The following is a 25,486-nucleotide window of genomic DNA, read 5'->3' on the forward strand; positions in this document are numbered from 1 at the left end:
CGTATTGGACGCACCCGGCACGCCGCACGGCCGGGGGCCTACCGTGATGAGATGACGTTGCGCGCGGCAGTGGCCTGTGGCGCTGCTGCGGCGCTGCTGGCGGGCTGCACCCACGGGGTCGACGGGGTACCGCTGCGCGCCCTGGGCGAGCCGCCCTACAACCCGCCGGGCGTCGTCGATGTCGACCGAATCATGCTCAGCCAGGCTCAGATCCAGGCCATCACCGGTGGCGGCCGGGACGTGACGATCATTCCGAGCATGGACGGCAAAGCCATGGTGGACGTCGAGGCACTGGCCGATTCGGTCCCCCGCGATTGCCGCTTCATCTTCGCCGAAACCGACACCTTCGGCACCGACGTCGAGGACTTCCACAAGACCAGCTTCCAATACCCGCCGCGGCGCGGGCTGATCTCCGAGGGCGCCGCGGCCTACCGGGACGAGGCCACCGCACGGCAGGCGTTCAACACCCTCTCGACCGCCGTGCACCGCTGCGCCGAGGGATTCATGGGTGCGAGCCTGGTCGGCGACGTCGGCGCCGACGCCGAGTCACTGCGCACCCGTCCCGGCCGGTGCGGCCGGGACTACCGGCTCAAGTCGTCGGTGCTGGTGGAGGTGACGTTCTGCACGTTCCCCGAGTCAGTGCCCGAGATCGTGATGACGAACATTCTCAACAAGATTCCGGGCGGCTGATCGTCGCGCTGGCGACGACTTCGTCGCCCGCCGGATCTGGCCGGTAGAGCACCAACGTCTGCCCCGGCGCGACACCGCGCAGCGGCACACGCAGGGAAACGCGCAGCTCGTCGCCGACCACTTCGGCGACGGCGGGGACCACGCCACCGTGGGCACGGACCTGAACCTCGCACTCCACCGGCCCGGTGGGTGCGACACCGGAGGTGAACACCGGGCGGATGCCGGTCAGCGACCGCACTTCGAGGTCTTCTTTGGCCCCCACCCGCACCGTCTGCGACTCGGCGTCGATCGCGGTGACATACCGCGGGAGGCCGTCCGGTCCGGGGCCGGCGATGCCGAGACCCTTGCGCTGGCCGATGGTGAAACCGTGCACGCCGTCGTGCTCGGCGAGCACCGCGCCGGTGGCGTCGTCGACGACGGCTCCGCGCCGCACACCGATCCGCGCGCCCAGGAAGGCCTGGGTGTCGCCGGAGGGGATGAAGCAGATGTCGTGGCTATCGGGCTTGTCAGCGACGGCCAGCCCGCGACGGGCGGCCTCCTCGCGGATCGCCGGCTTGGGAGTGTCGCCGATCGGGAAGGCCGCGTGGCGCAGCTGCTGAGCGGTCAGCACGCCGAGCACGTAGGACTGGTCCTTGTCGACGTCGACCGCGCGGCGCAGCCGGCCATCGGACAGCCGGGCGTAGTGCCCGGTGGCCACCGCATCGAAGCCCAACGCCAGGGCTTTGGCCGCCAACGCCGAGAACTTGATCTTCTCGTTGCAGCGCACGCAGGGGTTGGGGGTTTCACCGCGTTCGTAGGACGCGACGAAGTCGTCGATCACGTCTTCGGCGAACTGGTCGGCGAAATCCCAGACGTAGAACGGGATTCCGAGGACGTCGGCGACCCGGCGGGCATCGCCCGCGTCTTCTTTGGAACAACAGCCGCGCGAACCCGTCCGCAGGGTTCCGGGTTGTCTCGACAACGCCAGGTGCACACCGACCACTTCGTGGCCGGCGTCGACCATCCGCGCGGCGGCCACCGACGAATCGACGCCGCCGCTCATCGCGGCCAGCACCCTCATCGCAGTGCCCCCAATGATGAACTGGCCAGTGCGGCCTGGCGGGCACGCTCGACCGCGGCGGGCAGTACCCGCAGCGCCGCATCGACATCGGCTTCAGTGCTGGTGTGGCCCAAGGACAATCGCAGCGATCCGCGGGCGGCGTCGGCGTCGGCGCCCATGGCCAACAAGACATGCGAGGGTTGGGCGACACCGGCTGTGCACGCCGAGCCGGTCGAGCATTCGATTCCGTTGGCGTCCAACAACATCAGCAGCGAGTCACCCTCGCAGCCACGGAACGTGAAGTGGGTGTTGCCCGGGAGCCGGCGATCACCGAGAGCCCCGTTGACGTGGGTGTCCGCGATCGAATCCAGCACCCCGTTGACAAGCCGATCGCGCAGGTAGCGCAGCCGGGCGCCGGTAGTGTCGAGCGATTCGACCGCGACGTCGGCAGCCGCCGCCATCGCGACCACACCCGCGACATCAGGTGTGCCCGAACGGACATCGCGTTCTTGACCGCCGCCGTGCAGCAGCGGAACGCACGCGGTGGCCCGGCGTAGCAGCAGTGCGCCCACGCCGGTCGGTCCGCCGAACTTGTGCGCGGCCAGGCTGACGGCCGACAGGGTGGAGCCGGCGAAGTCCACCGGGATGTGACCGACCGCCTGGACGGCGTCACTGTGGACGGGCACGTCGAACTCGGCGGCCACGGCGGCCAGTTCGGCGATCGGCATGATCGTGCCGACTTCGTTGTTGGCCCACATCACCGTGACCAGTGCGACGTCGTCGTGTTCGGTCAGTGCCTCGCGCAGCGCGGCCGCCGTCACCGACCCATCGGGTTCGGTCGGCAGGAACGTCACCTCGGCGCCCTCATGCTCGGCGAGCCAGGTGACGGCGTCGAGCACGGCGTGGTGCTCGACCGCGGTGGTCACGATGCGGCGGCGGGCGGGTTCGGCGTCGCGCCGCGCCCAGTAGATGCCTTTGACCGCCAGGTTGTCACTCTCGGTGCCCCCTGCGGTGAAGATCACCTCGGACGGCCGGGCACCGAGGCGCGCCGCGATGCTCTCCCGGGCCTCCTCCATGCGGCGCCGGGCGTCGCGGCCCGCGGTGTGCAGCGAGGACGCGTTGCCGACGGTGGCCAGCGCAGCCGTCATCGCCTCGATGGCAGCAGGATGCATCGGGGTGGTGGCAGCGTGGTCGAGATACACCGGACCGGCGGTCGGGCTCATAGCCCGTCCAGGATACCGGCAGGCGCGCAGGCTCCTTGCCACGGCGAACGTCACCCCAGCGTGACGCTCGGCGCCAACCGTGCCTCTGGAGTGGCGTTCGGCGCCGAAATCAGCCCGCCAGTGCGTGACTGTGCTGGAATCGCGGGGCGATCTGCCCACGCACCGCCACCTCGCAGCGGCCCGCCAGCTCCCGCCGGTCGGTACCCGGCAGCTCCAGCGACGCCACCTCGACGTCGACGACGGTCACCCGGGTCCGCACCGTGCGGCTCAGCGATTGCCACAGCGAGTCGTCACCGACGAACGCCGTCACCGTCGAGGGTCGGCCGTCGCGGTGGTGGTAGGTCAACCGCAGCGGCTGCACCGGCCGACCGGAGTCGACGGCGGCCTGGAACATCGCCGGGCGGAACTGGCCGTAGGCCAGGCCGCACCAGGTGGTCCCTTCCGGGAAGGCGACGACGGTCTGCCCGTTGCGCAGCCGCTCGGCCACCGTCGCGACCACCTGCGGCAGCCGGCGCAGGCTGGCGCGATCGATCGGGATGACCTTCATGATCCGCGCGGCCAGGCCGACGGCAGGCCAGTCGATGAGGTCCGCGCGCGCCACGAACGCCCCCGGCAGCACCGAACCGATGACGAAGGTGTCCACCCAGGAAACGTGGCCGCTGACCACCAGCACACCGCGCAAATTACGAATCGGCCCGCCCGACACCGTGATTCGCACGCCCAGGCAACGCAGGAAGATCCGGCAGTACAGCCGCTGAACACGGCCCCGACCCGGCAGCGGCACCGCCAGCAGCGGCACCACCATCAGCAGCATCAGGGCTGCGGCGATGCGGTAGGTCGACCGCACCGCCGCGACCAGCCGCCGCGACGGCGGGGCCCCGCCGGCGCGCACACAGCTGCTGTCACACAACGTGCGTGGCAGCCACGCGTGCTCGATCACCGTCATGGGTTCCCCCCGACTCCGTCGGCCATGTCGCTGGCCGCCGATACCGACCTCAACCTGGTCAGATAGCGCGTATCGGCCTGCCGCTTGTCGAGCAGGGCCGGGAAGTCACCGACGCCGAACTCGGGGTCGTGCGCGGGTTCCCCGCAGACCCGTGCGCCCAGGCGCAGGTAGCCACGCATCAACGGCGGGATGGTCGGCCGGGCCGGCGGTGCGATGTCGTCGAGACCCTTACCGTCCAGCACAACCGGCCGATACGGGTACACCGTGTGCTCAGCGGCGGCGGCGTGGCGGTGCAGCACGAAATCGCGCACCCCGCGAACCTGGCTGCCCGGGGCACCCGCGGGATCTTTCGGGTGCGTCGGCACCGAGACGCATCCGGCGACGTAGTCGTATCCGCAGCGGTCCAGATAGGCCAGGATGCCGGCCCACATGAGCAGCACCACGGCGCCGTTGCGGTGGTCGGCCCGCACCACCGCGCGGCCCATCTCCACCAGCGAGGGCCGCAGCGCGTCGAGCGCACTGACATCGAATTCGGTTGCGGTGTAGAGGCTTCCGGCGGCGATGGCACCGGGTGGTGGCAGCATGCGGTAGCAGCCGACGACCTCTCCGGACGTGTCCTCGCGCACCAGCAGGTGGTCGCAGAATTCGTCGAAGCGGTCGGCGTCACGGCCACAGGCGTCAGCGGGCAGTGTGTACCCGGGCTCGGTGGTGAACACCTGATACCGCAGCCGCTGGGCTGCGTCGATCAGGCTGGGGTCGGTGGATAGCAGCAGCGAATAGCGCGGGCCGCGCAACGCGGCGGACTCGTTCTGGTCGGGGGCTATGAGTACGGATGCAGTGCTCATACCTGAACGGTTGCTGAGCCGTTCGGCGGGATGTCAACGCCAGCATGACGTGTTCGTGCACGCTCGATGACCAACAAAAGCGAAAGGCCCCCGAGCACCGGAAATCGGTGCCGGGGGCCTTCCTGACGTGATTAACCCTTGCGGGACTTGACCGCGTCGGTCAGCTGCGGCGTGACGTTGAACAGGTCACCGACGATGCCGTAATCGGCGATCTCGAAGATCGGTGCTTCCTCGTCCTTGTTCACCGCGATGATCGTCTTGGACGTCTGCATTCCCGCGCGGTGCTGGATCGCCCCGGAGATGCCCAGCGCGATGTACAGCTGCGGCGAGACCGTCTTGCCGGTCTGGCCCACCTGGAACTGGCCCGGGTAGTAGCCGGAGTCGACGGCGGCACGCGATGCACCGACGGCGCCACCCAGCGAGTCGGCCAGTTCCTCGACCACCGAGAACTTGTCGGCACTGCCGACACCACGGCCACCGGAGACCACAACGCTGGCCTCGGTGAGCTCCGGGCGGTCGCCGGCCACGGCGGGCTCGCGCTTGGTGATCTTGGTGGCGTTCTCGGCCTGTGCAGGCACCTCGACCGTCACCTGCTCGCCGGCACCCGCTTCGGGCGCGGCGTCGACGGCACCCGGACGCAGGGTGATCACCGGGGTGTCGCCGGTGGCCTGTGCCTCGACGGTGAAGGCGCCACCGAAGATGCTGTGGACGCCCACTCCACCTTCTTTGACCTCGATGACGTCGGACAGCACACCGGCGCCGGTCCGGGCGGCCAGCCGGCCCGCGATCTCCTTGCCGTCGGCGTTGGCGGCCAGCAGCACGGCGGCCGGGGTGGCCGACTCCACCAGCGACGCCAGAACGTCGACGAACGGGGTGATGAGGTAGCCCGCGGCATCGTCCGACTCGGCGACGTAGATCTTGGCCGCACCGGCGGCCTTGAGGTCGTCGACGAGCGGCGCGGCGGTGCCTGGGGCACCGATCACGACGGCCGACGGCTCGCCAAGGGCACGGGCGGCGGTGATGAGCTCGGCGGTGACTTTCTTCACCGCACCTTCGGCGTGCTCGACGAGCACAAGTACTTCAGCCATAGCTGTTCAGCCTCTTTGTCTTTCGAATGGTCCGGGTAGCGGGATGATCTGCTAGATGATTTTCTGAGCGACCAGGTACTGGGCGATCTTGCTGCCGCCGTCGCCTTCGTCGGTGATCTTCTCGCCTGCGGTCTTCGGCGGCTTCGGCGTGGACGACAGCACCGAAGTGCCGGCGTTGGCCAGGCCGACCTCGTCGCCCTCGACGCCGATCTCGGCCAGCGTCAGGGTGGTCACTTCCTTCTTCTTCGCGGCCATGATGCCCTTGAAGGACGGGAAGCGCGGCTCGTTGATCTTCTCGTTGACGCTGATGACCGCGGGCAGTGAGGCCTCGAGGGTGAACACACCGTCGTCGGTCTCGCGCTCGCCGGTGATCTTCCCGCCCTCGACGGTCACCTTGCGCAGGTGCGTCAGCTGGGGCAGGCCGAGGTACTCGGCGATGATGGCCGGGACCGCACCGCCGGTGCCGTCGGTGGCCTCGTTGCCGGCGATGACCAGCTCGGTGCCTTCGATCGCACCCAGCGCGCGGGCCAGGGCCCAGCCGGTCTGCACCATGTCGGAGCCGTGCAAGCCGTCGTCGAGCAGGTGCACGGCCTTGTCGGCACCCATCGACAGCGCCTTGCGGATCGCCTCGGTGGCGCGCTCGGGGCCGGCGGTCAGCACGGTGACGGTGCCCGCGGCGTCGCCTTCGCGCTCCTTGATCAGAAGCGCCTCTTCAACGGCACGCTCGTTGATCTCGTCCAGCACGGCATCGGCAGCGTCGCGATCGAGCGTGTAGTCACCGTCGGACAACTTGCGCTCGGACCACGTGTCTGGGACCTGTTTGATCAGGACCACGATGTTCGTCATGAGTCTTCTACGTCCTCCTGGCAGGCGTCCTGCGGCCAGGAAAGGTCGCAAGACTTTTGGTCATTCCGCAACACACATCATGTTACCGATGGGTAACTTAGAGTGGTTCGCACGATCACCATAGCTGGTCGAAGTTTGTGTATTAGCAGCCCATCGGTACCGAGCAGTTCGCGAACCGCCAACTTCGGGTTAGCCTGCCTTGCAATGAGCGCATTCGTGACTGATGCAGGTGACAGCGGTTTGCCACTGACCGGCGAGCGGACCATCCCCGGGCTGGCGGAAGAGAACTACTGGTTTCGCCGCCACGAGGTGGTCTACCGCCGCCTGCTCGACCTTTGCGCAGGTCGTGAGGTGCTGGAAGCGGGCTGCGGGGAGGGCTATGGCGCCGACCTGATCGCCTCGGTGGCGCGCCGGGTGGTTGCGGTGGACTACGACGCGGCGACGGTGGCGCATGTGGCCGCGCGCTACCCCCGGGTCGAGGTCGTCGAAGGCAACCTCGCAGCACTGCCCCTGCCGGACGCTTCAGTTGACGTTGTGGTGAACTTCCAGGTCATAGAGCATTTGTGGGATCAGCCACAGTTCGTGGCCGAATGCGCCCGGGTGCTGCGACGCGGCGGACTGCTGCTGATGTCGACGCCGAACCGCATCACCTTCTCCCCCGGGCTGGACACCCCGGTCAACCCGTTCCACACCCGCGAACTCAACGCCGCCGAACTGACTGAGCTGCTGACCGGCGGCGGATTCCGGATGCGCTCGATGAGCGGGGTCTTTCATGGCGCGGGTCTGCTCGCGATGGACGAGCGGCACGGCGGCTCGATCATCGACGCCCAGATCGAGCGGGCACTGGCCGACGCACCGTGGTCCGACGAGCTGCTGGCCGATGTGACCGCCGTGGCGTGCGACGACTTCGATCTGCTGTCCGACACCGAGCGCGATATCGACGACAGCCTCGACCTGGTGGCGATCGCGGTGCGCGTATGAGCCAAGAACAGGTGCCCGGACAATTCACCCTCGTCCTGCACACCCACCTGCCGTGGTTGGCCCACCACGGCCGCTGGCCGGTCGGCGAGGAATGGCTCTACCAGTCCTGGGCGGCGGCCTACCTCCCGCTGATGCGGGTGTTGCGGACGCTGGCCGCCGAGGGCCGTCGCGGCGTGCTCACCCTGGGTATGACACCGGTGGTCACCGCGCAACTCGATGACCCCTACTGCCTGGACGGCATGCATCGGTGGCTGGCCAATTGGCAGCTGCGGGCGCTCGAAGCGGCCACCCTGCGCACCCCGACCGGTGCCGGTGCCGGTACCGCGACGACTCCGGAAGCGTTGCGCGAGTTCGGTATTCGCGAGTATGACGAAGCCGGGCGCGCCCTTGAGGATTTCAGCACGCTGTGGCGGCACGGCGCCAGCCCGCTGTTGCGCCAGCTGATCGACGCCGGCACCGTCGAGCTGCTGGGCGGCCCGCTCGCTCACCCGTTCCAGCCGCTGCTCAATCCGCGGCTGCGCGAATTCGCGCTACGCGAGGGCCTGGCCGACGCCGGCCAGCGCTTCGCGCACACGCCGAAAGGCATCTGGGCACCCGAATGTGCTTACGCCCCAGGCATGGAACACGACTACGCCGCCGCCGGAGTCGGACATTTCATGGTCGACGGCCCGTCGCTGCACGGCGACACCACACTGGGCCGGCCGGTCGGAACGACCGGCGTGGTGGCGTTCGGCCGCGACCTGCAGGTCAGTTACCGGGTGTGGTCGCCCAAATCGGGCTACCCCGGCCATGCCGCGTACCGCGACTTCCACACCTACGACCATCTGACCGGCCTCAAGCCCGCACGGGTCACCGGCCGTAACGTCGACTCGGACGCCAAAGCCCCCTACGACCCGCAGCGCGCAGACAACGCCATCGACACCCATGTCGCCGACTTCGTCGGAGTCGTCCGGCAGCGGTTGATCTCGGAGTCGCAGCGCATCGGCCGCCCCGCACACGTGGTGGCCGCCTTCGACACCGAACTGTTCGGGCACTGGTGGTACGAAGGCCCGATCTGGCTCGAGCGGTTGCTGCGCGCACTGCCCGAAGCCGGCGTCCGGGTCGGCACGCTCAGCGATGCACTGTCCGCAGGGTACGTCGGCACGCCCGTCGAATTACCGCCCAGCTCTTGGGGATCCGGCAAGGACTGGCAGGTCTGGGACGGCGAGCAGGTAGCCGACATCGTCGCGCTCAACACCGAGGTCGTCGACACCGCCTTGACGACCGTCGACAAGGCGCTCGCACACCGCGGGGCCGCCCCCGGCCGGGATGTCGTCGCCGACCAGATCCTGCGCGAGACGCTGCTGACGGTGTCCAGCGACTGGCCGTTCATGGTCAGCAAGGATTCCGCGGCCGACTACGCGCGCTACCGCGCACACCTGCACGCCCACGCCGCCCGGGAGATCTCCGACGCGTTGGCATCGGGACGCCGCGACGCCGCCGAACGGCTGGCCGCGGGCTGGAACCGGGCCGATGGGTTGTTCGGCGCACTCGACGCCCGGCGGCTGCCCCGATGAAGATCCTGATGGTGTCGTGGGAATACCCGCCGGTGATCATCGGCGGGCTGGGGCGTCACGTCTACCAACTGGCGACCGCGCTGGCCGCCGACGGTCACGACGTCGTGGTGCTCTCCCGGCGTCCGTCGGGCACCGATCCCAGCACGCACCCGACCACCGACGAGGTGCACGAGGGTGTGCGGGTGATCGCCGCCGCGCAGGACCCGCACGAATTCGAGTTCGGCCGCGACATGATGGCCTGGACGATGGCCATGGGCCACGCCATGATTCGCGCCGGGCTGACCTTGCGGGCCAAGGACTGGCAGCCCGACATCGTGCACGCCCACGACTGGCTGGTCGCCCACCCGGCCATCGCCCTGGCCGAATTCTTCGACGTGCCCATGGTTTCCACCGTGCACGCCACCGAGGCCGGTCGGCATTCCGGCTGGGTGTCCGGCCAGATCAGCCGCCAGGTGCACGCGGTCGAATCCTGGTTCGTCCGGGAGTCCGACTCGCTGATCGCCTGCTCGGCATCCATGGCCGACGAGATCGGTGAGCTGTTCGGCCCGGACCTGGGCGAGATAGTCGTGATTCGCAACGGAATCGATTCCAGCCGTTGGCCGTTCGCGTCTCGGCACGCCTCATCAGGCCCACCGGAGTTGTTGTACATCGGCCGACTCGAGTACGAGAAGGGCGTGCACGACGCGATCGCGGCGTTACCACGCATCCGGCGTACCCATCCGGGAACGACGTTGACGATCGCCGGCGACGGCACCCAGCAGGACTGGCTCGTGGAGGTAGCCCGAAAGCACAAGGTGCTCAAAGCCGTTCACTTTGCCGGCCGGGTCGACCACGACGAGTTGCTGCGCCTGCTGCACCGCGCCGATGCCGCGGTGCTGCCCAGCCACTACGAGCCGTTCGGCATCGCCGCGCTCGAGGCGGCCGCGGCGGGCATCCCGCTGGTCACGTCCACCGCCGGTGGTCTCGGCGAAGCCGTCATCGACGGCGAGACCGGAGTGTCCTTCCCGCCACGCGACGTCACCGCGCTGGCCGCGGCCGTGCGTCGCGTTCTGGACGATCCCGGCGCCGCGCAGCAGCGAGCCATCGCCGCGCGGGACCGGTTGACGTCCGATTTCGACTGGCACACCGTGGCGGCCGAGACCGCTCAGGTGTACCTGGCCGCCAAGCGCCACGAGCGCGATCCCCTGCCGCGCCGGCCGATCATCGAGCACGCACTGCCGGGACGCTGATGCTCACGGCGTCCAGATCAGCAGATCCTCCATGCCGTTGTTCATGGTGACGGTGGTCGGCGCCGGCCCGGTGACGTCGAAGTGGATCTTGCCTGTCGCCGTGGCGCCCTGCGGGATGGTTGCACCGCTGATGTTGGACGGTGCGGCGACCATCCACAGCACCCGATACGCCGCCTGATTCGGAGCGACGGCGTTGAACTGCGAGATGGCGGGCGTGACCGGGCCGCTGATCGCGTCGACGGTGGCGGTCGCCTCCCACAGTCGGCCCTCCACCGGATAGCCGGGCATCACGTCGCTGCTGGGTTTGAGGTCACTGACCTTCCAGCTCAACGAGACCTGGCCGACGCTGTCGGTCATCGTCAGCGGGCTGCCCAGTCTGCCGACGATGGGATAGTCGGCCGCCGCCGAAAACGGCGCGGCCGCCAGCACGATGAGTGCGCTCAACGCGATGGCCAGTAGAGCCTTGGTGGAACTGGAGATCTTCACAGTGCCCTCCCCGATGAAGACATTGAATGGACGCCTTTGGCATAACCCCGGACGAACGCCGGAAGATAGTGCCCAAAGACCCGGGGAGAGATGACTTACGCCTCTAGACGGGACGCCTTCTTGCGTTCGATGTCGGCCAGCGCCGCCGCCAGTTCGGCGCGCTGCGCGGCCGAGGTATCCCAGGCGAGCTTACGGTTCTTGACGACCTTGGCCGGCGAGCCGACGGCGATCGAGAAATCCGGGATATCACCCTTCACCACAGCGTGGGCGCCCAGGACGCAGCCCCGCCCGACCGTCGTACCGCGCAGCACGGTCACCTTCGCCGCGATCCAGGTGTCCGGCCCGATCCGCACCGGACTCTTGACGATCCCCTGATCTTTGATCGGCATCTCGATGTTGTCCATCTTGTGGTCGAAGTCGCAGACGTAGCACCAGTCGGCCATCAGCGCCGAGTCACCCAGTTCGATGTCCAGGTAGCAGTTGATGACGTTGTCGCGGCCCAGCACCACTTTGTCGCCGAACCGCAGCGAGCCCTCATGCGCGCGGATGGTGTTCTTGTCGCCGATGTGCACCCAGCGCCCGATCTCGAGTTGCGCCAGTTCGGGGGTGGCGTGGATCTCGACGTCCTTGCCGAGGAACACCATCCCGCGGGTGATGATGTGCGGATTCGCCAGCTTGAACTTCAGCAGGCGCCAGTAGCGCACCAGGTACCAGGGCGTATAGGCCCGGTTCGCGATGACCCAGCGCAGCGAGTCCCTGGTCAGGAAGCGCGCCTGCCGCGGATCCCGCAGGCGCGAACCCATCCACCGCTTGTGGAGCGGCGATCCCCACATCGTCGTCATGGCCTGAGAGCCTAGTGGAGGTCCGGGGCGGGTTACCCTCGCCTGTACTGACACAGGAGCGCGATGGCGCGATGGGAAGGTGACACGGGTGCTGCGGCGATTGCTCGCGTTGGCGTCGGCCGCGCTGGTCGTGATCGGTTTGGCTGGTTGCGGCAACACGGACTCCTGGGTGCAGTCCACCGCGGCGCACGGCTGGTCGGCCCAATACGCCGACGCCGCCAACAGCAGCTACACCGGCACGGGCGGCGCCTCGGCGCTCCGGCTGAAGTGGAGCCGCTCGGTGAAGGGCGAGCTCGGCGCGGGCGCCGCACTCGGTGACGGGAGCTACCTAGCGGCGAACGGGCAGACCGCCGGCGGCTGTTCGCTGATGGTGTGGGAGAACGACAACAACGGCAGGCAACGCTGGTGCACCCGCATGGTGCTCGGCGGCGGCTTCGCCAGCCCGCTGTTCGACCAGTTCGACAATCTGTTCATTGGCCAGCCCGGCATGATGCAGTCCTACCCGCCGACCCAGTGGATCCGCTGGCGCCAGAACGTCATCGGAATGCCCACGACTGCACGGTTTCTCGGTGGCGACCAGTTGCTTGTGGTCACCCATCTCGGGCAGGTGCTGGTGTTCGACTCCCACGCCGGTGACGTGACCGGCACCCCGGTGGATCTCGTCGAGGGCCTCGACCCGACTGATTCGGTCCGCGGGCTGGCCGATTGCGCTCGGGGAATGCCGCAGTGCCCGGTGGCCGCACCCCCTGCCTACGCCACCGCGACCCGCACCATCGTCGTGAGTCTGTGGCTGCCCGGCGCCAAGGCGTCGACGCTCGTCGGCTTGCAGTACCACCCCGGCCAGACCCCGCTGCTCACCCGCGAGTGGACGTCGGACGCCATCGCCGCCGGCGTGCTGGCCGCGCCGGTGGCGTCCGCCGACGGGACCACCGTGTACGTCACCGGCCGCGACCACAAACTGTGGGCGTTGAAGACTTCCGACGGTAAGCCGAAATGGTCTGTGCCGCTGGACTTTCTGCCTCAGACCCCGCCATCGGTGTCACCTGACGGGCTGATCGTCGTGGGCGGCGGCCCCAATACCCACCTGGTTGCGCTTAAGGACGCAGGCGACCGGGCCCAGGTTGCCTGGCGCCGCGCGGATGTCACACCGTTGTGCACGTCGAGTCGGGCCGGCAGTGTGGCCTACACGGTGGTCGCGGGCTCGCCGTCGGGACTGTCGTTGCTGGCGTTCGACCCCGCTGACGGTCACACCCTCAACAGCTATCCCCTGCCACAGGCCGATGGCTTCCCGGTGGGGGTGTCGGTCGGTCTCGATCGGCGGGTCGTGGTGGCTACCAGCGCCGGCCAGTTGTACAGCTTCGACCCGGCCTAGGTGAGCTGCAGCGGCGGGAGCGCTGTCCGCGGCACCGAGGCCGAGGTGGCCCCGGCGTCCGACGGCAGCAGCTCGCCCTGACCGAAATAGAAGATCACCGCATCGTCGGTGATGGCGAAATTCTGATAATGCGACGGGTCGAGTCCGTCGCCGGTGGCGATCACGCCGGTCAGACCGGTCTGCCGTTCGAGGTCGGCTTGCACGATCGGGAATATCGTGTTGAGAACCTTGGCGTCGGGCGGAAAGAGCGTCTCGAACGTCACCGGCTTTCGGTGCGCCACATCGTAGGTGAACGCCTTGTACCAGGTTGTCGGACGGGCGCCGCCGACGTCTTGGAAGAGTTTCAGCACCACGCTCTGGGTGGCACCCGGCGGCGGTCCTGAGGTGAATGATTCTGTGGTGACGTCCATTTCGTACGGCACATTGCGGATCGACGGCATCTGCGCGACATTGATGAATCCCTCGCGGTTTTGCGTCAGGTAGTCCAGGACGGCCTGCTCGTCGGCGTAGTCGGTGGGGAACCGCAGATCCATTGTGTAGCCGGAGGCGGCGGTGTGGACATGGCAGACATTGCCGGCCTCCATGGTTCCGCTCATGGCCGCGCAGTCGGTCGCCGCACCGGCGACCGCGATGGATTGTTCGGCGATCAGCACGCCGAAGACCAGCAGGGTGGCCAGATGGGAAATGCGCATTCGTCGACAGTCCTCGCGCTCGAAGACGGCACCGGCGCCGCTGGCCGCCAGCGTACCCGCGCTAGGTGTTTGCCGCGGACGCTCGACAGAGGAAGACAGCAGATCGCTCCCCCGCGCCGGCGCCGATCCGGGTGATCACCAGCGATAGCGAGGCGCGTCCGGCCGGCCGCAGCCGACGACGGAGTGCGTCCGGATCGACGCCGACACCGCGCACCAGGATTTCGAGCTGCCCGCAATCACGCTGTGAGAGTGCTTGGCGCAGAATCTTTTCCCGTAACGGCAGCTCGTCGAGCACTTCGAAGCCACGCACCCCGGCTGGCACGTGATCGCCACTGAGGTAGGCGATCTCCGGGTCCAGCTGCCACAACCCGTGCCGGGCCGCGTAATGGCGGACCAGTCCGGCGCGCACGATCGCCCCGTCCGGGTCGACGATCCAGCGGCCGGTGGGGCGGGTCGGGCAGTCGTCAGGGTCGGCGTCGGTGATCACCTCGCCGCGATCCAGGACGCAGGCCCGCCGGCGTACTCCGGGTGTGGCCAGCGCAGGCGACCACAGACAGGCCTCCCGCACCGAACCGCCGGCCGAGGTCACCTCGATCTCGCCTTCGAAGCCCATCTCTGCGACCGCCTCGAAATCGATTCCGGGCGCGCACTTCACGACGGTGGGGCAGCCGCGATAGACGTCGAACAGTGCGTCCAGCGGTGGCACGTAGTCGCGCGGATCGAAGCGACGACGCCCGCCCGAGCGACGCGCCGGATCGAGCAGCACCACGGCGGCGCGGCTCACCGGGTGCAGTGCATCGGCACGGCACAGCGCCACGTCCGGCACGTTGTGGCGGGCCATCGCCAGGCGCACCTCGTCGATGTCGCTGCCGACGAGCGCGGCCGCCGTGGACCGCAACGCGGCCAACTCGGTGCCGATCGAACATGTCGCGTCGTGCACCACCGCACCGGCCAGGCGGGCGGCCCGATGCCGGGCCACCGGCTCGGCGGTGGCCTGCTGCAGGGCGTCGTCGGTGAACAACCACTGCGACACCTCGCCCAGGTCCCCGAGTTTGGCGACGGCCTTGCGGCGCAACAACGTCGTTTCGACCAGCGCGGTGGCGCGCTCGGCGAACCGGTCGCGGATCGCGGTGATGTCGGCGAGCCGGGTGGAATCGGTCAGCCGATAGCCGGCGACCTCGGCCAGCGCCGCCACACCGGCGTCACTGGTGAGGTAGGTGACGTCGTCGCGCCCGAAGGTCAGGACGGCTTGACCCCGGTGATCATGACGTTGTAGTACCAGCCCTTGGGCACGACGCGCCGCCAGAGGTTGTCATCCACCCAGCTCAGGCCGATCCAGCTGTTGAAGGCGAACTTGGCGTAGCCCCAGCCCAGCTTGCCGGGTGGTACCGCGGCCTCGAACGTGCGCAGCGGCCAGCCGAGCATCGCGGCGGTGAACTCAGTGGTCGAGGTCGACACCTCGACGGCACCCGCGCTGCGGGCCATCCGCTCGAGGTCGGCGGGATCGAAGGTGTGCAGGTCGACGACCGCCTCCAGCGCGGCGGCGCGCGACGACTCGTCGAGTTCGGCCTGCGGCCGCCGCCAGCCCTGAAGGCCGGGCAGCTTGGTGGCGTTGGTGGCCACTCGCCAGGTCAGCGTCGACAGGGAGCGGGCATAGGTGTTGCCGACGCTGGTCGGCTCGCCGGCGAACACGAACCGGCCGCCCGGCTTGAGCACCCGCACGACTTCGCGCAGCGACTTCTCGACGTCGGGGATGTGGTGCAGCACGGCATGTCCGACGACGAGGTCGAACGTGTTGTCCTCGTACGGGACGCCTTCGGCGTCGGCGACCCGGCCGTCGATGTCCAGACCCAGGTTCTCCCCGTTGCGGGTAGCCACCTTGACCATGCCCGGCGACAGGTCGGTCACCGAGCCGCGTCGGGCCACGCCGGCCTGGATCAGGTTGAGCAGGAAGAAGCCACTGCCGCAGCCCAGCTCCAGCGCACGGTCATAGGGCAGCTCACGCAGCTCCTCGGGGGGCACGGTGGCGTCGAAGAGATTGCGGGCGTAGTCCACGCAGCGCTTGTCGTACGAGATCGACCATTTGTCGTCGTAGCTCTCGGCTTCCCAGTCGTGGTACAGGATCTGGGCCAGTTTGCTGTCCTTGAGCGCGGCCTCGACTTGTTCCGCGGTGGCGTGCGGTTGGGGGGCCGGGTCGATCGTCGTCATCAGGGCAGCCTAACTGCCATCGCCGGCGGAGAAGACCTGGCCGTAGCGTTGCGCCTGCTCACGGGCGTCGAGCCGGCCGTCGATGAGTGCCTTGGCACCGGCCAGTGCACTCGGCTCGGCGTCGACGAACCGGCCCGCCCACGCCGCGGCGGCGTCGAAGACGTGATCGGGGGCCACCATCTCGTCGATGAGTCCGAGCGCCAGTGATTCCTTGGCGTCGACGAACCGGCCGCTGAACGCCAGTTCCTTGGCCCGCGCCGGCCCGATCGCGCCGGCCAGCCGCTCGGCTCCACCGCCGCCGGGGACCAGCCCGGCCAGGATCTCGGTGGCGCCGAGTTTGACGTTGTCACCGCTGACCCGCCAGTCGGCGGCCAGCGCCAGGCTCAGTCCAGCGCCCAGCGCGTAGCCGGTGATCGCCGCCACCGTCGGCTTGGGAATCGCCGCCACCGCATCGAGCGCATCGCGGCGCAGCCGGTCGGCGCCCTCGGCCTCGGCGCGGTTCAGCGTGCGCAGTTCGGGGACGTCGTCGCCTGCGGAGAAGATCTCGTGCCCGCCGAACAGGATCACCGTCGCGATGTCGGCGCGGTCGCCCACCTCGGCGGCCGCGTCGATGAGCTCGCGGTACGTCTGCCTGGTCAGACCGTTGGTCGGTGGGCGTGACACCAGCAGCACCCCTACTCCTCTGTGCTGCTCGCCGACGTGCACGTTGACAAACTCGCGCACCTCAGTCGCCGCCGTAACCCTGCGGGGCGCGACGGTTGCGGGCCTCGTTGTACCGATCGCTGTTGAAGAACTCGATCTCCCAGTTACCTCCGCGCACAGCGAGATTGGGTTGGACCACCACGATCTGGCGTTCCAGCGCCAGAACCTCGCCGACCGAGCGCCCCGCCAGCGAGTCCAGTTGCGTCCAGGTCGGCGGCAGCAGGAACGAGCGGGCCTCGGCGAAGTCCTCGATGGCGGCCTCCGGACTGGTCCAGGCGGCGTGATCGGATTCGGTGTTGTGGCCGTCGGCCCGCTGGCCTTCCGGCAGGGCGCCGACGAAGAAGTAGGTGTCGTAGCGGCGGGTGCGCTCTTCCTCGGGGGTGACCCAGTTGGCCCACGGCCGCAGCAGGTCGGCGCGCAGTACCAAATTCTCCCGGCGCAGGAAGTCCGAGAACGACAGGCTGCGGTCGACCAGGGCGCCGCGCGCCTCCCGATAGACCGACGCATCGGCGACGATGCCGTCCGGATCGCCGGCCGGTCCGGCGAACAGCACCCCGGACTCCTCGAACGTCTCGCGGGCCGCGGCGCACACCAGCGCTTCGGCGAGGTCCTCGTCGATGCCGAACCGGGTGGCCCACCAGTCCGGTCCCGGCCCGTACCAGGCGATGTCGGAGTTACGGTCGCGGTCATCGACACCGCCGCCCGGGAACACCATCACCCCGCCGGCGAACTCCATCGCACTATGCCGGCGCATGAGGAAAACCTCGACGCCGTCGGCCGGGGTGTCCCGGATCAGCATGACCGTCGCCGCCGGGCGCACCGGCAACGGTTCCGGCTTGTCGCTCATCAGCGCCTCCTGTGGGCCGCGCGACTGCGCACGCGTCGGGCGAAGTAGCGGCCGTCGATGACGTCCAGCGCAATCGATTGCCCGAACGCGGTGGACAAATTCTCCGCCGTCAGGGTGTCACGCAGCAGTCCACCGGCCACCACCTGGCCCTCGGACAGGATCAGGCAGTGGCTGAAGCCTGGCGGGATCTCCTCGACATGGTGGGTGACCAGGACCAGCGCGGGTGCGTCAGGGTCGGCAGCCAGATCGGCCAGCCGGGCGACCAGTTCCTCGCGGCCACCGAGGTCCAGCCCGGCCGCGGGCTCGTCGAGAAGAAGCAACTCAGGATCGGTCATCAGCGAGCGGGCGATCAGCACGCGTTTGCGTTCACCCTCCGACAGGGTGCCGTAGGTGCGGTCGGCCAGGTGTTCGGCGCCGACGCTCTCCAGTGTGTCCACCGCGCGGGCGTAGTCGATCTCGTCGTAGTTCTCTCGCCACCGGCCCAACACGGCGTACCCGGCCGAGACGACCAGATCGCGGACCAGTTCGTCGTCGGGCACCCGCTGTGCGAGCGCCGCGCTGCTCAACCCCACCCGCTGGCGCAGCTCGCCCATGTCGGTGCGGCCCAGCCGCTCCGCGAGCACGTAGGCGACGCCGGACGACGGATGTTCCATCGCAGCCGCAATCCGCAGCAGCGAGGTCTTGCCTGCGCCGTTGGGCCCGATCACCACCCAGCGTTCGTCGAGTTCGACCTGCCAGGTGATGGGTCCGACCAGGACCCGGCCCCCGCGGCGCAGCGATACTTTCCGGAAGTCGATCAGCAGGTCGGGGTCGACCTCGTCGGCGGCATCGGACACTGCACCATCGTGCCGTATTCACCGGAGTCCGCACGCCTGGGGTCGCTGCGTTTTCGACTCTTCTCGAGGATGTTCGCCCACCCGCTGGCAGCCAGGACCGGTTTCGGGGTGAGACGCAGGACGAGTTGCACAATCGGCCCGATACCGAAGGCGTAGACGACGGTTCCGACTCCCACGCTGCCGCCCAGCAGCCAGCCCACCGCCAGCACGGTGGCTTCGATCACGGTGCGCACCACGCGTACCGAAACACCGGTCCGCGCAACCAGTCCCGTCATCAAGCCGTCACGGGGGCCGGGTCCCAGACCGGCGCCCACGTAGATAACCGTCGATACCGCGTTGAGCAGCACGGCGCCTGACATCAGGGCGACCCTCGCCGGTACCGATTCCGGTGCGGTCAGCACGGCCAGGCCGGCGTCGACGGTGACCGCGATGACGATGACGTTGGCGACCGTGCCGATGCCGGGCTTGTTGCGCAACGGGATCCAGGCCAGCAACACGACGACGCCGACCACCGCCGAGGCCATCCCGATGGTCATCGGGGTGTGCCGGGTCAGCCCCTGGTGGAACACATCCCACGGATCGAGACCCAGCCCGGCGCGCACCATCATCGCCATCGACAGCCCGTAGCCGGTGAGGCCGGTCAGCAGGGCGAACCCACGCAGCGCCGCGCTCACCGGTGGTCGGAGAACCGCACGCGCAAGGCGTCTAGATCCGCGCGCATCCGGCGCGCGTCGGCGTCGGTCTCATCCCCGATGGACCACCCGGACGTGGTCGGATTCCACGGGCCGCGGCCGGGGTCGAGGAGGGTCGCGAGGCGGGAGGCCACTCGGGAGAACCAGGTACTCATGTGAGCCATATTTCCGATCGACTGGCTTGCTCTTCAATAGCCAGTTGACTCATACTGGCTTTCAAATGCCGACGACGATGAAGGCCAGAACCCTCGACCCAGACCTTTTGGTCCGAGAGCTGGGCAACTGGCGTACCTCGAGCAAAAGTGGCCCCACCTACCAGGCATTGGCCGACGGGCTGCGGATGCTGATCGTCGACGGCCGACTGCCGGTCGGTTCGCGACTGCCCAGCGAGCGCGTGCTCGCCGAAGCGCTGCGCGTCTCGCGGACCACCGTCACCGCCGCGTATGCCGACTTGGGCGGCACCGGCTATCTGCATGCCCGGCGCGGCGCCCGCAGCACGGTTGCGCTTCCCCACACTCCGGTCAGTGTCCCCGCCGCGACTTTTGCCGCCATCAACCTGGCGTCGGCTGCGCTGGCCGCCCCGGCCAGCGCAGTGCAGGACGCGTTCACCGAGGCCGCCCGCGAGTCCGCCGGTTATCTGCAGCAGACCGGACATGACATGCGCGGGATCTTGCCCTTTCGTGAGGCGATTGCCGAACGCTATTGCGCCCGAGGGCTTCCCACCGAGGCCGACCAGATCATGGTCACAAGCGGCGCGCAGCACGCGATCGCGTTGATCCTGACGACCTACGTTCAGCCCGGTGATCGTGTACTCGTCGAGCAGCCCACGTATCACGGGGCGCTCAGCGCGATTGCGACCGCGGGAGCCCGGCCCGTTCCGGTGGCGATGACAAGGGAGGGTTGGGAACTCGACGCCGTACACGCCGCCGTGCGACAACTCGCCCCGACTCTGGCCTATCTGGTGCCTGACAACCACAATCCGACAGGGTTCTCGATGCCGCCCGCGGACCGCAAGCGAATTTGCGACATCGTCGCCGAGACACGCACCCGCACAGTGATCGACGAAACCCTCACCGACATCTGGATCGACGAGCCGGTGCCGCCGCCGGTCGCCGCCTCGATGAGCGCGCGCACCGACCTGATGATCACGATCGGATCGATGTCGAAGTCGTTCTGGGGCGGGATGCGCATCGGCTGGATCCGCGCGGAACCGAGCGTGCTCGCGACCATCCGCGCGGTCCGCCCGTCGATCGACCTGGGCACGTCGGTGGTCGAACAGCTCGCTGCGGCAATACTTCTCACGCATCGTGCCGCGGAGGTACTGCCCGAACGCCGGGAGATCCTGCGGAGGCGACGAACCCTGCTGCTCGAACTTCTGGAGCAGCACCTGCCGGAGTGGCGCCCGCTGCCGGGCACCGGCGGCATGTCGCTGTGGGTGCAGCTGCCCGCGCCGGTGAGCTCGGCGATGTGCGCGTCGGCATCCCGGCTCGGCGTCGAGTTGCCACCCGGCCCCCGCTTCGGGGTGGACGGCACACTGGAGCGCTTCGTCCGGATTCCGTTCGCACTGCCCGAGGACGAACTGACCGAGGCAATCGAGTTGCTCGGCACGGCGTGGCGCAGCATCACCGGCTCGGCCACCGTCGAGTCCACGGCCGTGGTGATCTAGGGCGCGCTCACCTCTCTTCGCGCCGAAACCGACGATTCGCAGAGAAAATGCGAGTGATCGCCTGCAAAACGTCGAGTTCGGTGCCTGAGCGCCTACTCCGGCGGAATCTCGACTCGGCGCAGCACGCCGTCGACGGCGTCGGCCGCCTCGATCTCCGCGCGGGTGATGCCGAGGATGAACAGCACGGTGTCCAGGTACGGATGGCTCAGCGAGGTGTCGGCGACCGCGCGCAACGCGGGCTTGGCGTTGAACGCCACTCCGAGCCCCGCAGCGGCCAGCATGTCGATGTCGTTGGCACCGTCGCCGACCGCCACGGTCTGCTCCATCGGAACACCGACCTGGCGCGCAAAGTCACGCAGCGCCTTGGCTTTTCCGGCGCGGTCGACGACCTCGCCGACAACCCGCCCGGTGAGCTTGCCGTCGACGATCTCCAGTTCGTTGGCGGCCACGAAGTCCAGCATCAGTTCGTGCGCCAGCGGATCGATCACTTGGCGGAAGCCGCCCGAGACCACCCCGCAGTGGAAGCCCAGGCGTCGCAACGTCCGGATCGTGGTGCGCGCCCCGGGGGTCAGCTCGATCTGCTCGGCAACGTCTTCGAGCACCTCGGCGGGCAGGCCGGCCAGGGTTTCGACCCGGCGATGCAGTGACTCGGCGAAGTCCAGCTCGCCCCGCATGGCCGCCTCGGTGACGGCGGCGACTGCCTCCTCGGCCCCGGCATGGGCGGCCAGCATCTCGATGACCTCACCCTGGATGAGCGTGGAGTCGACGTCGAACACGATGAGCCGCTTGGCCCGTCGCTCCAGGCTGTAGTTCTCGACGGCGATGTCCAAGCCCTGTTCGGACGCCACCCGCGCCAGCAGCGTGCGCAACTCGCCACCCACACCGGCGGGGACCGACACCCGCAGCTCCAGCCCCGTCACCGGGTAGTCGGAGACGCCGCGGATGAAGTCGATGTTGACCCCGAGCGCGGCGGCCTCGCGAGCCACCACACCGAAGGCTGCCGCCGTGATCGGCCGCCCGAGCACCACGATGGTGTGGGTGGAGGGCTCACGGATGATCGGGGTGTCGTCGCTGCGTTCGATCGTGACGTCCAACCCGACACGATGAATCGCCGTGCTGACGTCGTCTCGCAGCTGTACACCGTCGGCCACACTGGCGTCGCCGGAGACCAACACACCGAGGGTCAGCCGCCCGCGGATCACCACCTGCTCGACGTTGAGTAGGTCTACGGCGTGGCGGGCCAACACTTCGAACAGCGCGGAGGTGACGCCAGGCTGGTCTACACCGGTGACGGTGATCAGCACCGACACCTTGGACATGGTCATACCCGGAAGGGTTGCGGATCCCGAGTTAGGTGCGGACGTGCTCGTCGTCGAGACGCGTGACGTCGCCGTCGTCCGGGCCGTGTGCGCGCCCGACATGGGCCTCGGCACGCATCCGCTCGATCATGTGTGGGTAGTGCAGTTCGAATGCCGGTCGCTCCGAACGGATTCGGGGCAGCTCGGTGAAGTTGTGTCGCGGCGGCGGGCAGGAGGTGGCCCATTCCAGCGAGTTGCCGTAACCCCACGGATCGTCGACGGTGACGACCTCGCCGTAGCGCCAGCTCTTGAAGATGTTCCACACGAACGGCAGCACCGACACACCGAGAATGAACGCACCGATGGTCGACACGATGTTCAACGTCTCGAAACCGTCCGACGGTAGGTAGTCGGCGTAGCGGCGCGGCATGCCGGCGTTGCCGAGCCAGTGCTGCACCAGGAACGTGGTGTGGAAGCCGATGAACGTCAGCCAGAAGTGCACCTTGCCCAGGCGCTCGTCGAGCAGACGGCCGGTCATCTTCGGGAACCAGAAATAGATCCCGGCGTAGGTCGCGAACACGATGGTGCCGAAGAGCACGTAGTGGAAGTGCGCGACCACGAAGTAGCTGTCGCTGACGTGGAAGTCCAGTGGCGGGCTGGCCAGCAGCACGCCGGACAGGCCACCCAGCAGGAACGTCACCAGGAAGCCGATGGAGAACAGCATCGGCGTCTCGAACGTCAGCCTGCCCTTCCACATGGTGCCGATCCAGTTGAAGAACTTGATGCCGGTGGGCACCGCGATCAGGAACGTCATGAACGAGAAGAACGGCAGCAGGACTGCACCGGTGACGTACATGTGATGCGCCCACACCGCCACCGACAGCGCCGCGATGCTGATCGTCGCGTAGATCAGCGTGGTGTAACCGAACACCGGCTTACGGGAGAACACCGGGAAGATCTCGGTCACGATGCCGAAGAACGGCAGCGCGATGATGTACACCTCGGGATGGCCGAAGAACCAGAACAGATGCTGGAACAGCATCGTGCCGCCGTTGGCCGGGTCGTAGATGTGCGCGCCCAGGTGGCGGTCGGCGGCCAGGCCGAACAGTGCGGCGGTCAGCAGCGGGAACGCCACCAGCACCAGGATCGAGGTGACGAAGATGTTCCAGGTGAAGATCGGCATCCGGAACATGGTCATGCCGGGCGCACGCATACACACCACGGTGGTGATCATGTTGACGCCACCGAGGATGGTGCCGAGACCACCGACGGCCAGGCCGAGGATCCACAGGTCACCGCCGGCGCCCGGTGAGTGCATCGCATCCGACAGCGGCGTGTAGGCGGTCCAGCCGAAGTCGGCGGCACCACCCGGGGTGATGAACCCGGCCAGCGCGATCATCGCCCCAAACACGAAGAGCCAGAACGACAGCGCGTTCAGCCGCGGGAACGCCACATCGGGGGCGCCGATCTGCAGCGGCAGCACCAGGTTGGCGAACCCGAACACGATCGGCGTCGCATAGAACAGCAGCATCGCCGTGCCGTGCATGGTGAACAGCTGGTTGTACTGCTCATTCGACAAGAACTGCAAGCCCGGCACAGCCAGCTCGGCGCGAATGAACAGCGCCATCAAGCCACCCATGAAGAAGAAAACGAAGCAGGCGACGCAGTACATGATGCCGATCAACTTGTGATCGGTCGTCGTGACCAGCTTGTAGATCAGGTTGCCCTTGGGACCCATCCGTGCAGGTGCGGGTCGAGTGGCCTCGAGTTCCCCCCGCGAAGGCACAACGGCAGTCAACTGTCCTCCAAAAATCGTTAGCGCGCCGAGAACGTGTAGTTGATCCTAGCCGCCCGTGGCCGCCAATGGGCTGTGGGTCCTACATTCTGTCGTATTTGTCACCGATACACCTTCAACCGCAGCTCAGCGACCCTACAACAGGCGGATGTTACGGTCGGCGTCGTGCTGATCGGTGGTGGACGTGCGGGTGTCGTGGTGGCCGCCGGGGCGGTGCTGGCCGCGGTCGCCATGACAGTGGCGAGCGGGTGCTCCACAACACCGCCGAAGAGCGCGCCGCCGGGCGCACCGTCCCTGGTCACCAGCACCACCCAGATCGCGAGCGCGGGCGTGCTGGGCAACCAACGCAGGCCCGACGAATCGTGTGCGCCCGAGCCGGCTCGCCTGGACCCGGCCGCGCCCGACCCGCAGCGCATCGTGGTGCTGGCCGGCGACGAGCTCGACGCACTGTGCGCGCTGGGCCTCCAGACGCGGATCGTGGCGGCCGCGCTGCCCGACGGATCGACCAGCCAGCCGTCGTATCTCGGCACCGTCATCCACGATCTGCCCGGAGCCGGGACCCGCAGCGCGCCGGACCTCACCGCGATCGCGGCTGCCAAACCGGACCTCATTCTCGGCTCCCAGGCGTTGACGCCACAGTCCCTGCCGCAGCTGACCGCTATCGCCCCGACCGTGTTCGCCGACGCCCCCGGCGCCGACTGGCAGGACAACGTGCGCGCCGTCGGGGCGGCAACCGGACGAGCCCAGGCAGCGGCGGATCTGATCGGCGGGTTCACCGAACAGGCCAAGCAGAAGGGCATGGCCAACGATGCCCCACACTTCCAGGCCTCCATCGTCCAGTTCACCGACACCACGATGCGGGTGTACGGCGCCGCGAATTTCCCGGCCTCGGTGTTGGCGGATGTTGGAGTGGATCGCCCTGCAGCACAACGATTTACCGACAAGCCGTACATCGAGATCGGAATTTCCGATGCCGATCTGGACCGTTCCCCGGACCTGTCGGCCGCCGACGGCGACATCGTCTATCTGTCCTTCGCCTCGCCTGCCGCCAAGGATCGGGCGCCGGCCATCCTGGACAGCGCGCCGTGGCGCAAGCTGTCGGCCAACCGGGACAACCGCGTCTTCGTGGTCAACAACGAGGTGTGGCAGACCGGTCAGGGTCTGGTCGCCGCCCGCGGCATCCTCGACGATCTGCGCTGGCTCAACGCACCGATCAACTAGCCGTAGGCGGTAAGTTCACTCCCGTGTTCCATGTGCTGACGATCACTTATGAGAAGCCACTCGATGTCGTCGACCAATCCCGGCCGGCCCATCTGGCGTTCCTGAACGACGAGGTCGAAGCCGGGCGACTGCTGCTCGCAGGGCGCCTGGAGACGGGGACCGGCGGCGTCCTGATCACCGCGGATATCAGCACCGAAGATGCCCAAAGCATCATTGATCGCGACCCGTACACGCTGGCGGGCGTGGTCAGCTATCAGCGGTTATCTTTTAACGGCGGGGTCCGCGCCGCCGGGCTGTAAACCTCGTCACGTCGGGATTAGGCACCCGCCCCGCCGGGTTATCTCTGTTGATCGCAACGTTGCGATCCAACTTGCACTCAAAACGCT

General features: G+C 68.2%; 26 protein-coding genes. 8 read left to right on the forward strand and 18 right to left on the reverse strand.

Annotation, left to right across the window (positions count from 1 at the left end):
- Nucleotides 1-51 precede the first annotated feature (51 nt).
- Nucleotides 52-690: a sensor domain-containing protein gene (locus Y900_RS03995; protein ID WP_036339281.1), complete on the forward strand. Its 639-nt coding sequence runs from the start codon at nt 52-54 to the stop codon at nt 688-690.
- Here the strand turns inward: Y900_RS03995 and mnmA are convergent.
- The 6 genes from mnmA to Y900_RS04025 all read right to left on the reverse strand — a co-directional run bounded on the left by mnmA (nt 668) and on the right by Y900_RS04025 (nt 6,677).
- A complete protein-coding gene (gene mnmA / locus Y900_RS04000) occupies nt 668-1,750 on the reverse strand; it encodes a tRNA 2-thiouridine(34) synthase MnmA (protein WP_036339284.1) in 1,083 nt (360 codons plus the stop codon). The two genes, Y900_RS03995 and mnmA, sit on opposite strands and share 23 nt — an antisense overlap.
- The gene (locus Y900_RS04005; RefSeq protein WP_036339287.1) at nt 1,747-2,952 is read right to left on the reverse strand and encodes a cysteine desulfurase family protein; all 1,206 of its coding nucleotides are present in this window, start codon (nt 2,950-2,952) and stop codon (nt 1,747-1,749) included. Before Y900_RS04005 ends, mnmA begins: the two co-directional genes overlap by 4 nt.
- A gap of 109 nt (nt 2,953-3,061) precedes the next feature.
- Nucleotides 3,062-3,898, reverse strand: a complete 837-nt coding sequence (locus tag Y900_RS04010; RefSeq protein WP_036339290.1) for a lysophospholipid acyltransferase family protein — start codon at nt 3,896-3,898, stop codon at nt 3,062-3,064.
- Nucleotides 3,895-4,743 carry a GNAT family N-acetyltransferase gene (locus tag Y900_RS04015; protein WP_036339293.1) on the reverse strand — a complete coding sequence of 283 codons (849 nt, stop codon included), beginning with the start codon at nt 4,741-4,743 and terminating at the stop codon, nt 3,895-3,897. Before Y900_RS04015 ends, Y900_RS04010 begins: the two co-directional genes overlap by 4 nt.
- A 131-nt stretch (nt 4,744-4,874) precedes the next feature.
- The gene (locus Y900_RS04020; RefSeq protein WP_036339296.1) at nt 4,875-5,831 is read right to left on the reverse strand and encodes an electron transfer flavoprotein subunit alpha/FixB family protein; all 957 of its coding nucleotides are present in this window, start codon (nt 5,829-5,831) and stop codon (nt 4,875-4,877) included.
- A 51-nt stretch (nt 5,832-5,882) separates the two neighbouring features.
- Entirely contained in the window at nt 5,883-6,677 is a 795-nt protein-coding gene (locus Y900_RS04025) for an electron transfer flavoprotein subunit beta/FixA family protein (protein WP_036339299.1), read from the reverse strand.
- A gap of 135 nt (nt 6,678-6,812) precedes the next feature.
- On the opposite strand from Y900_RS04025, the gene Y900_RS04030 reads away from it, so the two are divergent.
- The 3 genes from Y900_RS04030 to Y900_RS04040 are packed head-to-tail and all read left to right on the forward strand — an operon-like array spanning nt 6,813 to nt 10,443.
- Nucleotides 6,813-7,658 (forward strand): class I SAM-dependent methyltransferase, encoded by an 846-nt coding sequence (locus Y900_RS04030; protein WP_420329736.1) that lies wholly within the window; start codon nt 6,813-6,815, stop codon nt 7,656-7,658.
- Complete coding sequence (locus Y900_RS04035) at nt 7,655-9,214, forward strand: 1,4-alpha-glucan branching protein domain-containing protein (protein ID WP_036339303.1); 1,560 nt, start codon at nt 7,655-7,657, stop codon at nt 9,212-9,214. The genes Y900_RS04030 and Y900_RS04035 overlap by 4 nt, the downstream gene beginning before the upstream one ends.
- Nucleotides 9,211-10,443 (forward strand): glycosyltransferase family 4 protein, encoded by a 1,233-nt coding sequence (locus Y900_RS04040; protein ID WP_036339305.1) that lies wholly within the window; start codon nt 9,211-9,213, stop codon nt 10,441-10,443. The genes Y900_RS04035 and Y900_RS04040 overlap by 4 nt, the downstream gene beginning before the upstream one ends.
- Before the next feature lie 3 nt (nt 10,444-10,446).
- On the opposite strand, the gene Y900_RS04045 is transcribed toward Y900_RS04040, so the two are convergent.
- Together Y900_RS04045 and Y900_RS04050 are read right to left on the reverse strand one after the other, a co-directional pair.
- On the reverse strand, nt 10,447-10,929 hold the full coding sequence (locus tag Y900_RS04045; protein WP_036339308.1) for an MPT63 family protein: 483 nt from the start codon (nt 10,927-10,929) through the stop codon (nt 10,447-10,449).
- Nucleotides 10,930-11,024: 95 nt separating this feature from the next.
- A complete protein-coding gene (locus tag Y900_RS04050; protein ID WP_036339311.1) occupies nt 11,025-11,771 on the reverse strand; it encodes an acyltransferase in 747 nt (248 codons plus the stop codon).
- 109 nt (nt 11,772-11,880) lie between these two features.
- Between Y900_RS04050 and Y900_RS04055 the strand changes: the two genes are divergently transcribed.
- Entirely contained in the window at nt 11,881-13,143 is a 1,263-nt protein-coding gene (locus tag Y900_RS04055; protein ID WP_192827559.1) for a BamB-related PQQ repeat family beta-propellar protein, read from the forward strand.
- On the opposite strand, the gene Y900_RS04060 is transcribed toward Y900_RS04055, so the two are convergent.
- From Y900_RS04060 to Y900_RS32675, 8 genes are all read right to left on the reverse strand, one after another.
- A complete protein-coding gene (locus Y900_RS04060) occupies nt 13,140-13,835 on the reverse strand; it encodes an esterase (protein WP_036339315.1) in 696 nt (231 codons plus the stop codon). The genes Y900_RS04055 and Y900_RS04060 overlap by 4 nt on opposite strands.
- A 61-nt stretch (nt 13,836-13,896) precedes the next feature.
- Nucleotides 13,897-15,117: a THUMP-like domain-containing protein gene (locus Y900_RS04065; protein ID WP_237752663.1), complete on the reverse strand. Its 1,221-nt coding sequence runs from the start codon at nt 15,115-15,117 to the stop codon at nt 13,897-13,899.
- Nucleotides 15,075-16,043 carry a class I SAM-dependent methyltransferase gene (locus Y900_RS04070; RefSeq protein WP_036339318.1) on the reverse strand — a complete coding sequence of 323 codons (969 nt, stop codon included), beginning with the start codon at nt 16,041-16,043 and terminating at the stop codon, nt 15,075-15,077. Before Y900_RS04070 ends, Y900_RS04065 begins: the two co-directional genes overlap by 43 nt.
- A 9-nt stretch (nt 16,044-16,052) precedes the next feature.
- Complete coding sequence (locus Y900_RS04075; protein WP_036339322.1) at nt 16,053-16,766, reverse strand: enoyl-CoA hydratase; 714 nt, start codon at nt 16,764-16,766, stop codon at nt 16,053-16,055.
- A 1-nt stretch (nt 16,767) separates the two neighbouring features.
- Nucleotides 16,768-17,592: an NUDIX hydrolase gene (locus Y900_RS04080; protein WP_036339325.1), complete on the reverse strand. Its 825-nt coding sequence runs from the start codon at nt 17,590-17,592 to the stop codon at nt 16,768-16,770.
- A complete protein-coding gene (locus Y900_RS04085) occupies nt 17,592-18,428 on the reverse strand; it encodes an ABC transporter ATP-binding protein (RefSeq protein ID WP_036339328.1) in 837 nt (278 codons plus the stop codon). Before Y900_RS04085 ends, Y900_RS04080 begins: the two co-directional genes overlap by 1 nt.
- Complete coding sequence (yczE, locus tag Y900_RS04090; protein ID WP_237752664.1) at nt 18,389-19,042, reverse strand: membrane protein YczE; 654 nt, start codon at nt 19,040-19,042, stop codon at nt 18,389-18,391. The genes Y900_RS04085 and yczE overlap by 40 nt, the downstream gene beginning before the upstream one ends.
- Nucleotides 19,043-19,098: 56 nt before the next feature.
- Nucleotides 19,099-19,275 (reverse strand): hypothetical protein, encoded by a 177-nt coding sequence (locus Y900_RS32675; RefSeq protein ID WP_192827471.1) that lies wholly within the window; start codon nt 19,273-19,275, stop codon nt 19,099-19,101.
- Nucleotides 19,276-19,340: 65 nt separating this feature from the next.
- Between Y900_RS32675 and yczR the strand changes: the two genes are divergently transcribed.
- On the forward strand, nt 19,341-20,786 hold the full coding sequence (gene yczR / locus Y900_RS04100) for a MocR-like transcription factor YczR (protein WP_036339336.1): 1,446 nt from the start codon (nt 19,341-19,343) through the stop codon (nt 20,784-20,786).
- A 92-nt stretch (nt 20,787-20,878) separates the two neighbouring features.
- Here the strand turns inward: yczR and serB are convergent, their stop codons facing one another.
- Together serB and ctaD are read right to left on the reverse strand one after the other, a co-directional pair.
- The gene (serB, locus tag Y900_RS04105) at nt 20,879-22,111 is read right to left on the reverse strand and encodes a phosphoserine phosphatase SerB (protein WP_036339338.1); all 1,233 of its coding nucleotides are present in this window, start codon (nt 22,109-22,111) and stop codon (nt 20,879-20,881) included.
- Between the two features lie 25 nt (nt 22,112-22,136).
- Nucleotides 22,137-23,822: an aa3-type cytochrome oxidase subunit I gene (gene ctaD, locus Y900_RS04110; RefSeq protein ID WP_051659871.1), complete on the reverse strand. Its 1,686-nt coding sequence runs from the start codon at nt 23,820-23,822 to the stop codon at nt 22,137-22,139.
- Between the two features lie 222 nt (nt 23,823-24,044).
- Here ctaD and Y900_RS04115 point away from each other — a divergent pair, with 222 nt between their 5' ends.
- Both Y900_RS04115 and Y900_RS04120 read left to right on the forward strand, forming a co-directional pair.
- On the forward strand, nt 24,045-25,100 hold the full coding sequence (locus tag Y900_RS04115; RefSeq protein WP_036339342.1) for an iron-siderophore ABC transporter substrate-binding protein: 1,056 nt from the start codon (nt 24,045-24,047) through the stop codon (nt 25,098-25,100).
- 23 nt (nt 25,101-25,123) lie between these two features.
- Nucleotides 25,124-25,399: a YciI family protein gene (locus Y900_RS04120; protein ID WP_036339345.1), complete on the forward strand. Its 276-nt coding sequence runs from the start codon at nt 25,124-25,126 to the stop codon at nt 25,397-25,399.
- The last annotated feature ends 87 nt before the right edge of the window (nt 25,400-25,486 follow it).

Origin of the sequence: Mycolicibacterium aromaticivorans JS19b1 = JCM 16368 (assembly GCF_000559085.1) — a bacterium.
In the GTDB taxonomy this organism is placed as follows: Bacteria; Actinomycetota; Actinomycetes; order Mycobacteriales; family Mycobacteriaceae; genus Mycobacterium; species Mycobacterium aromaticivorans.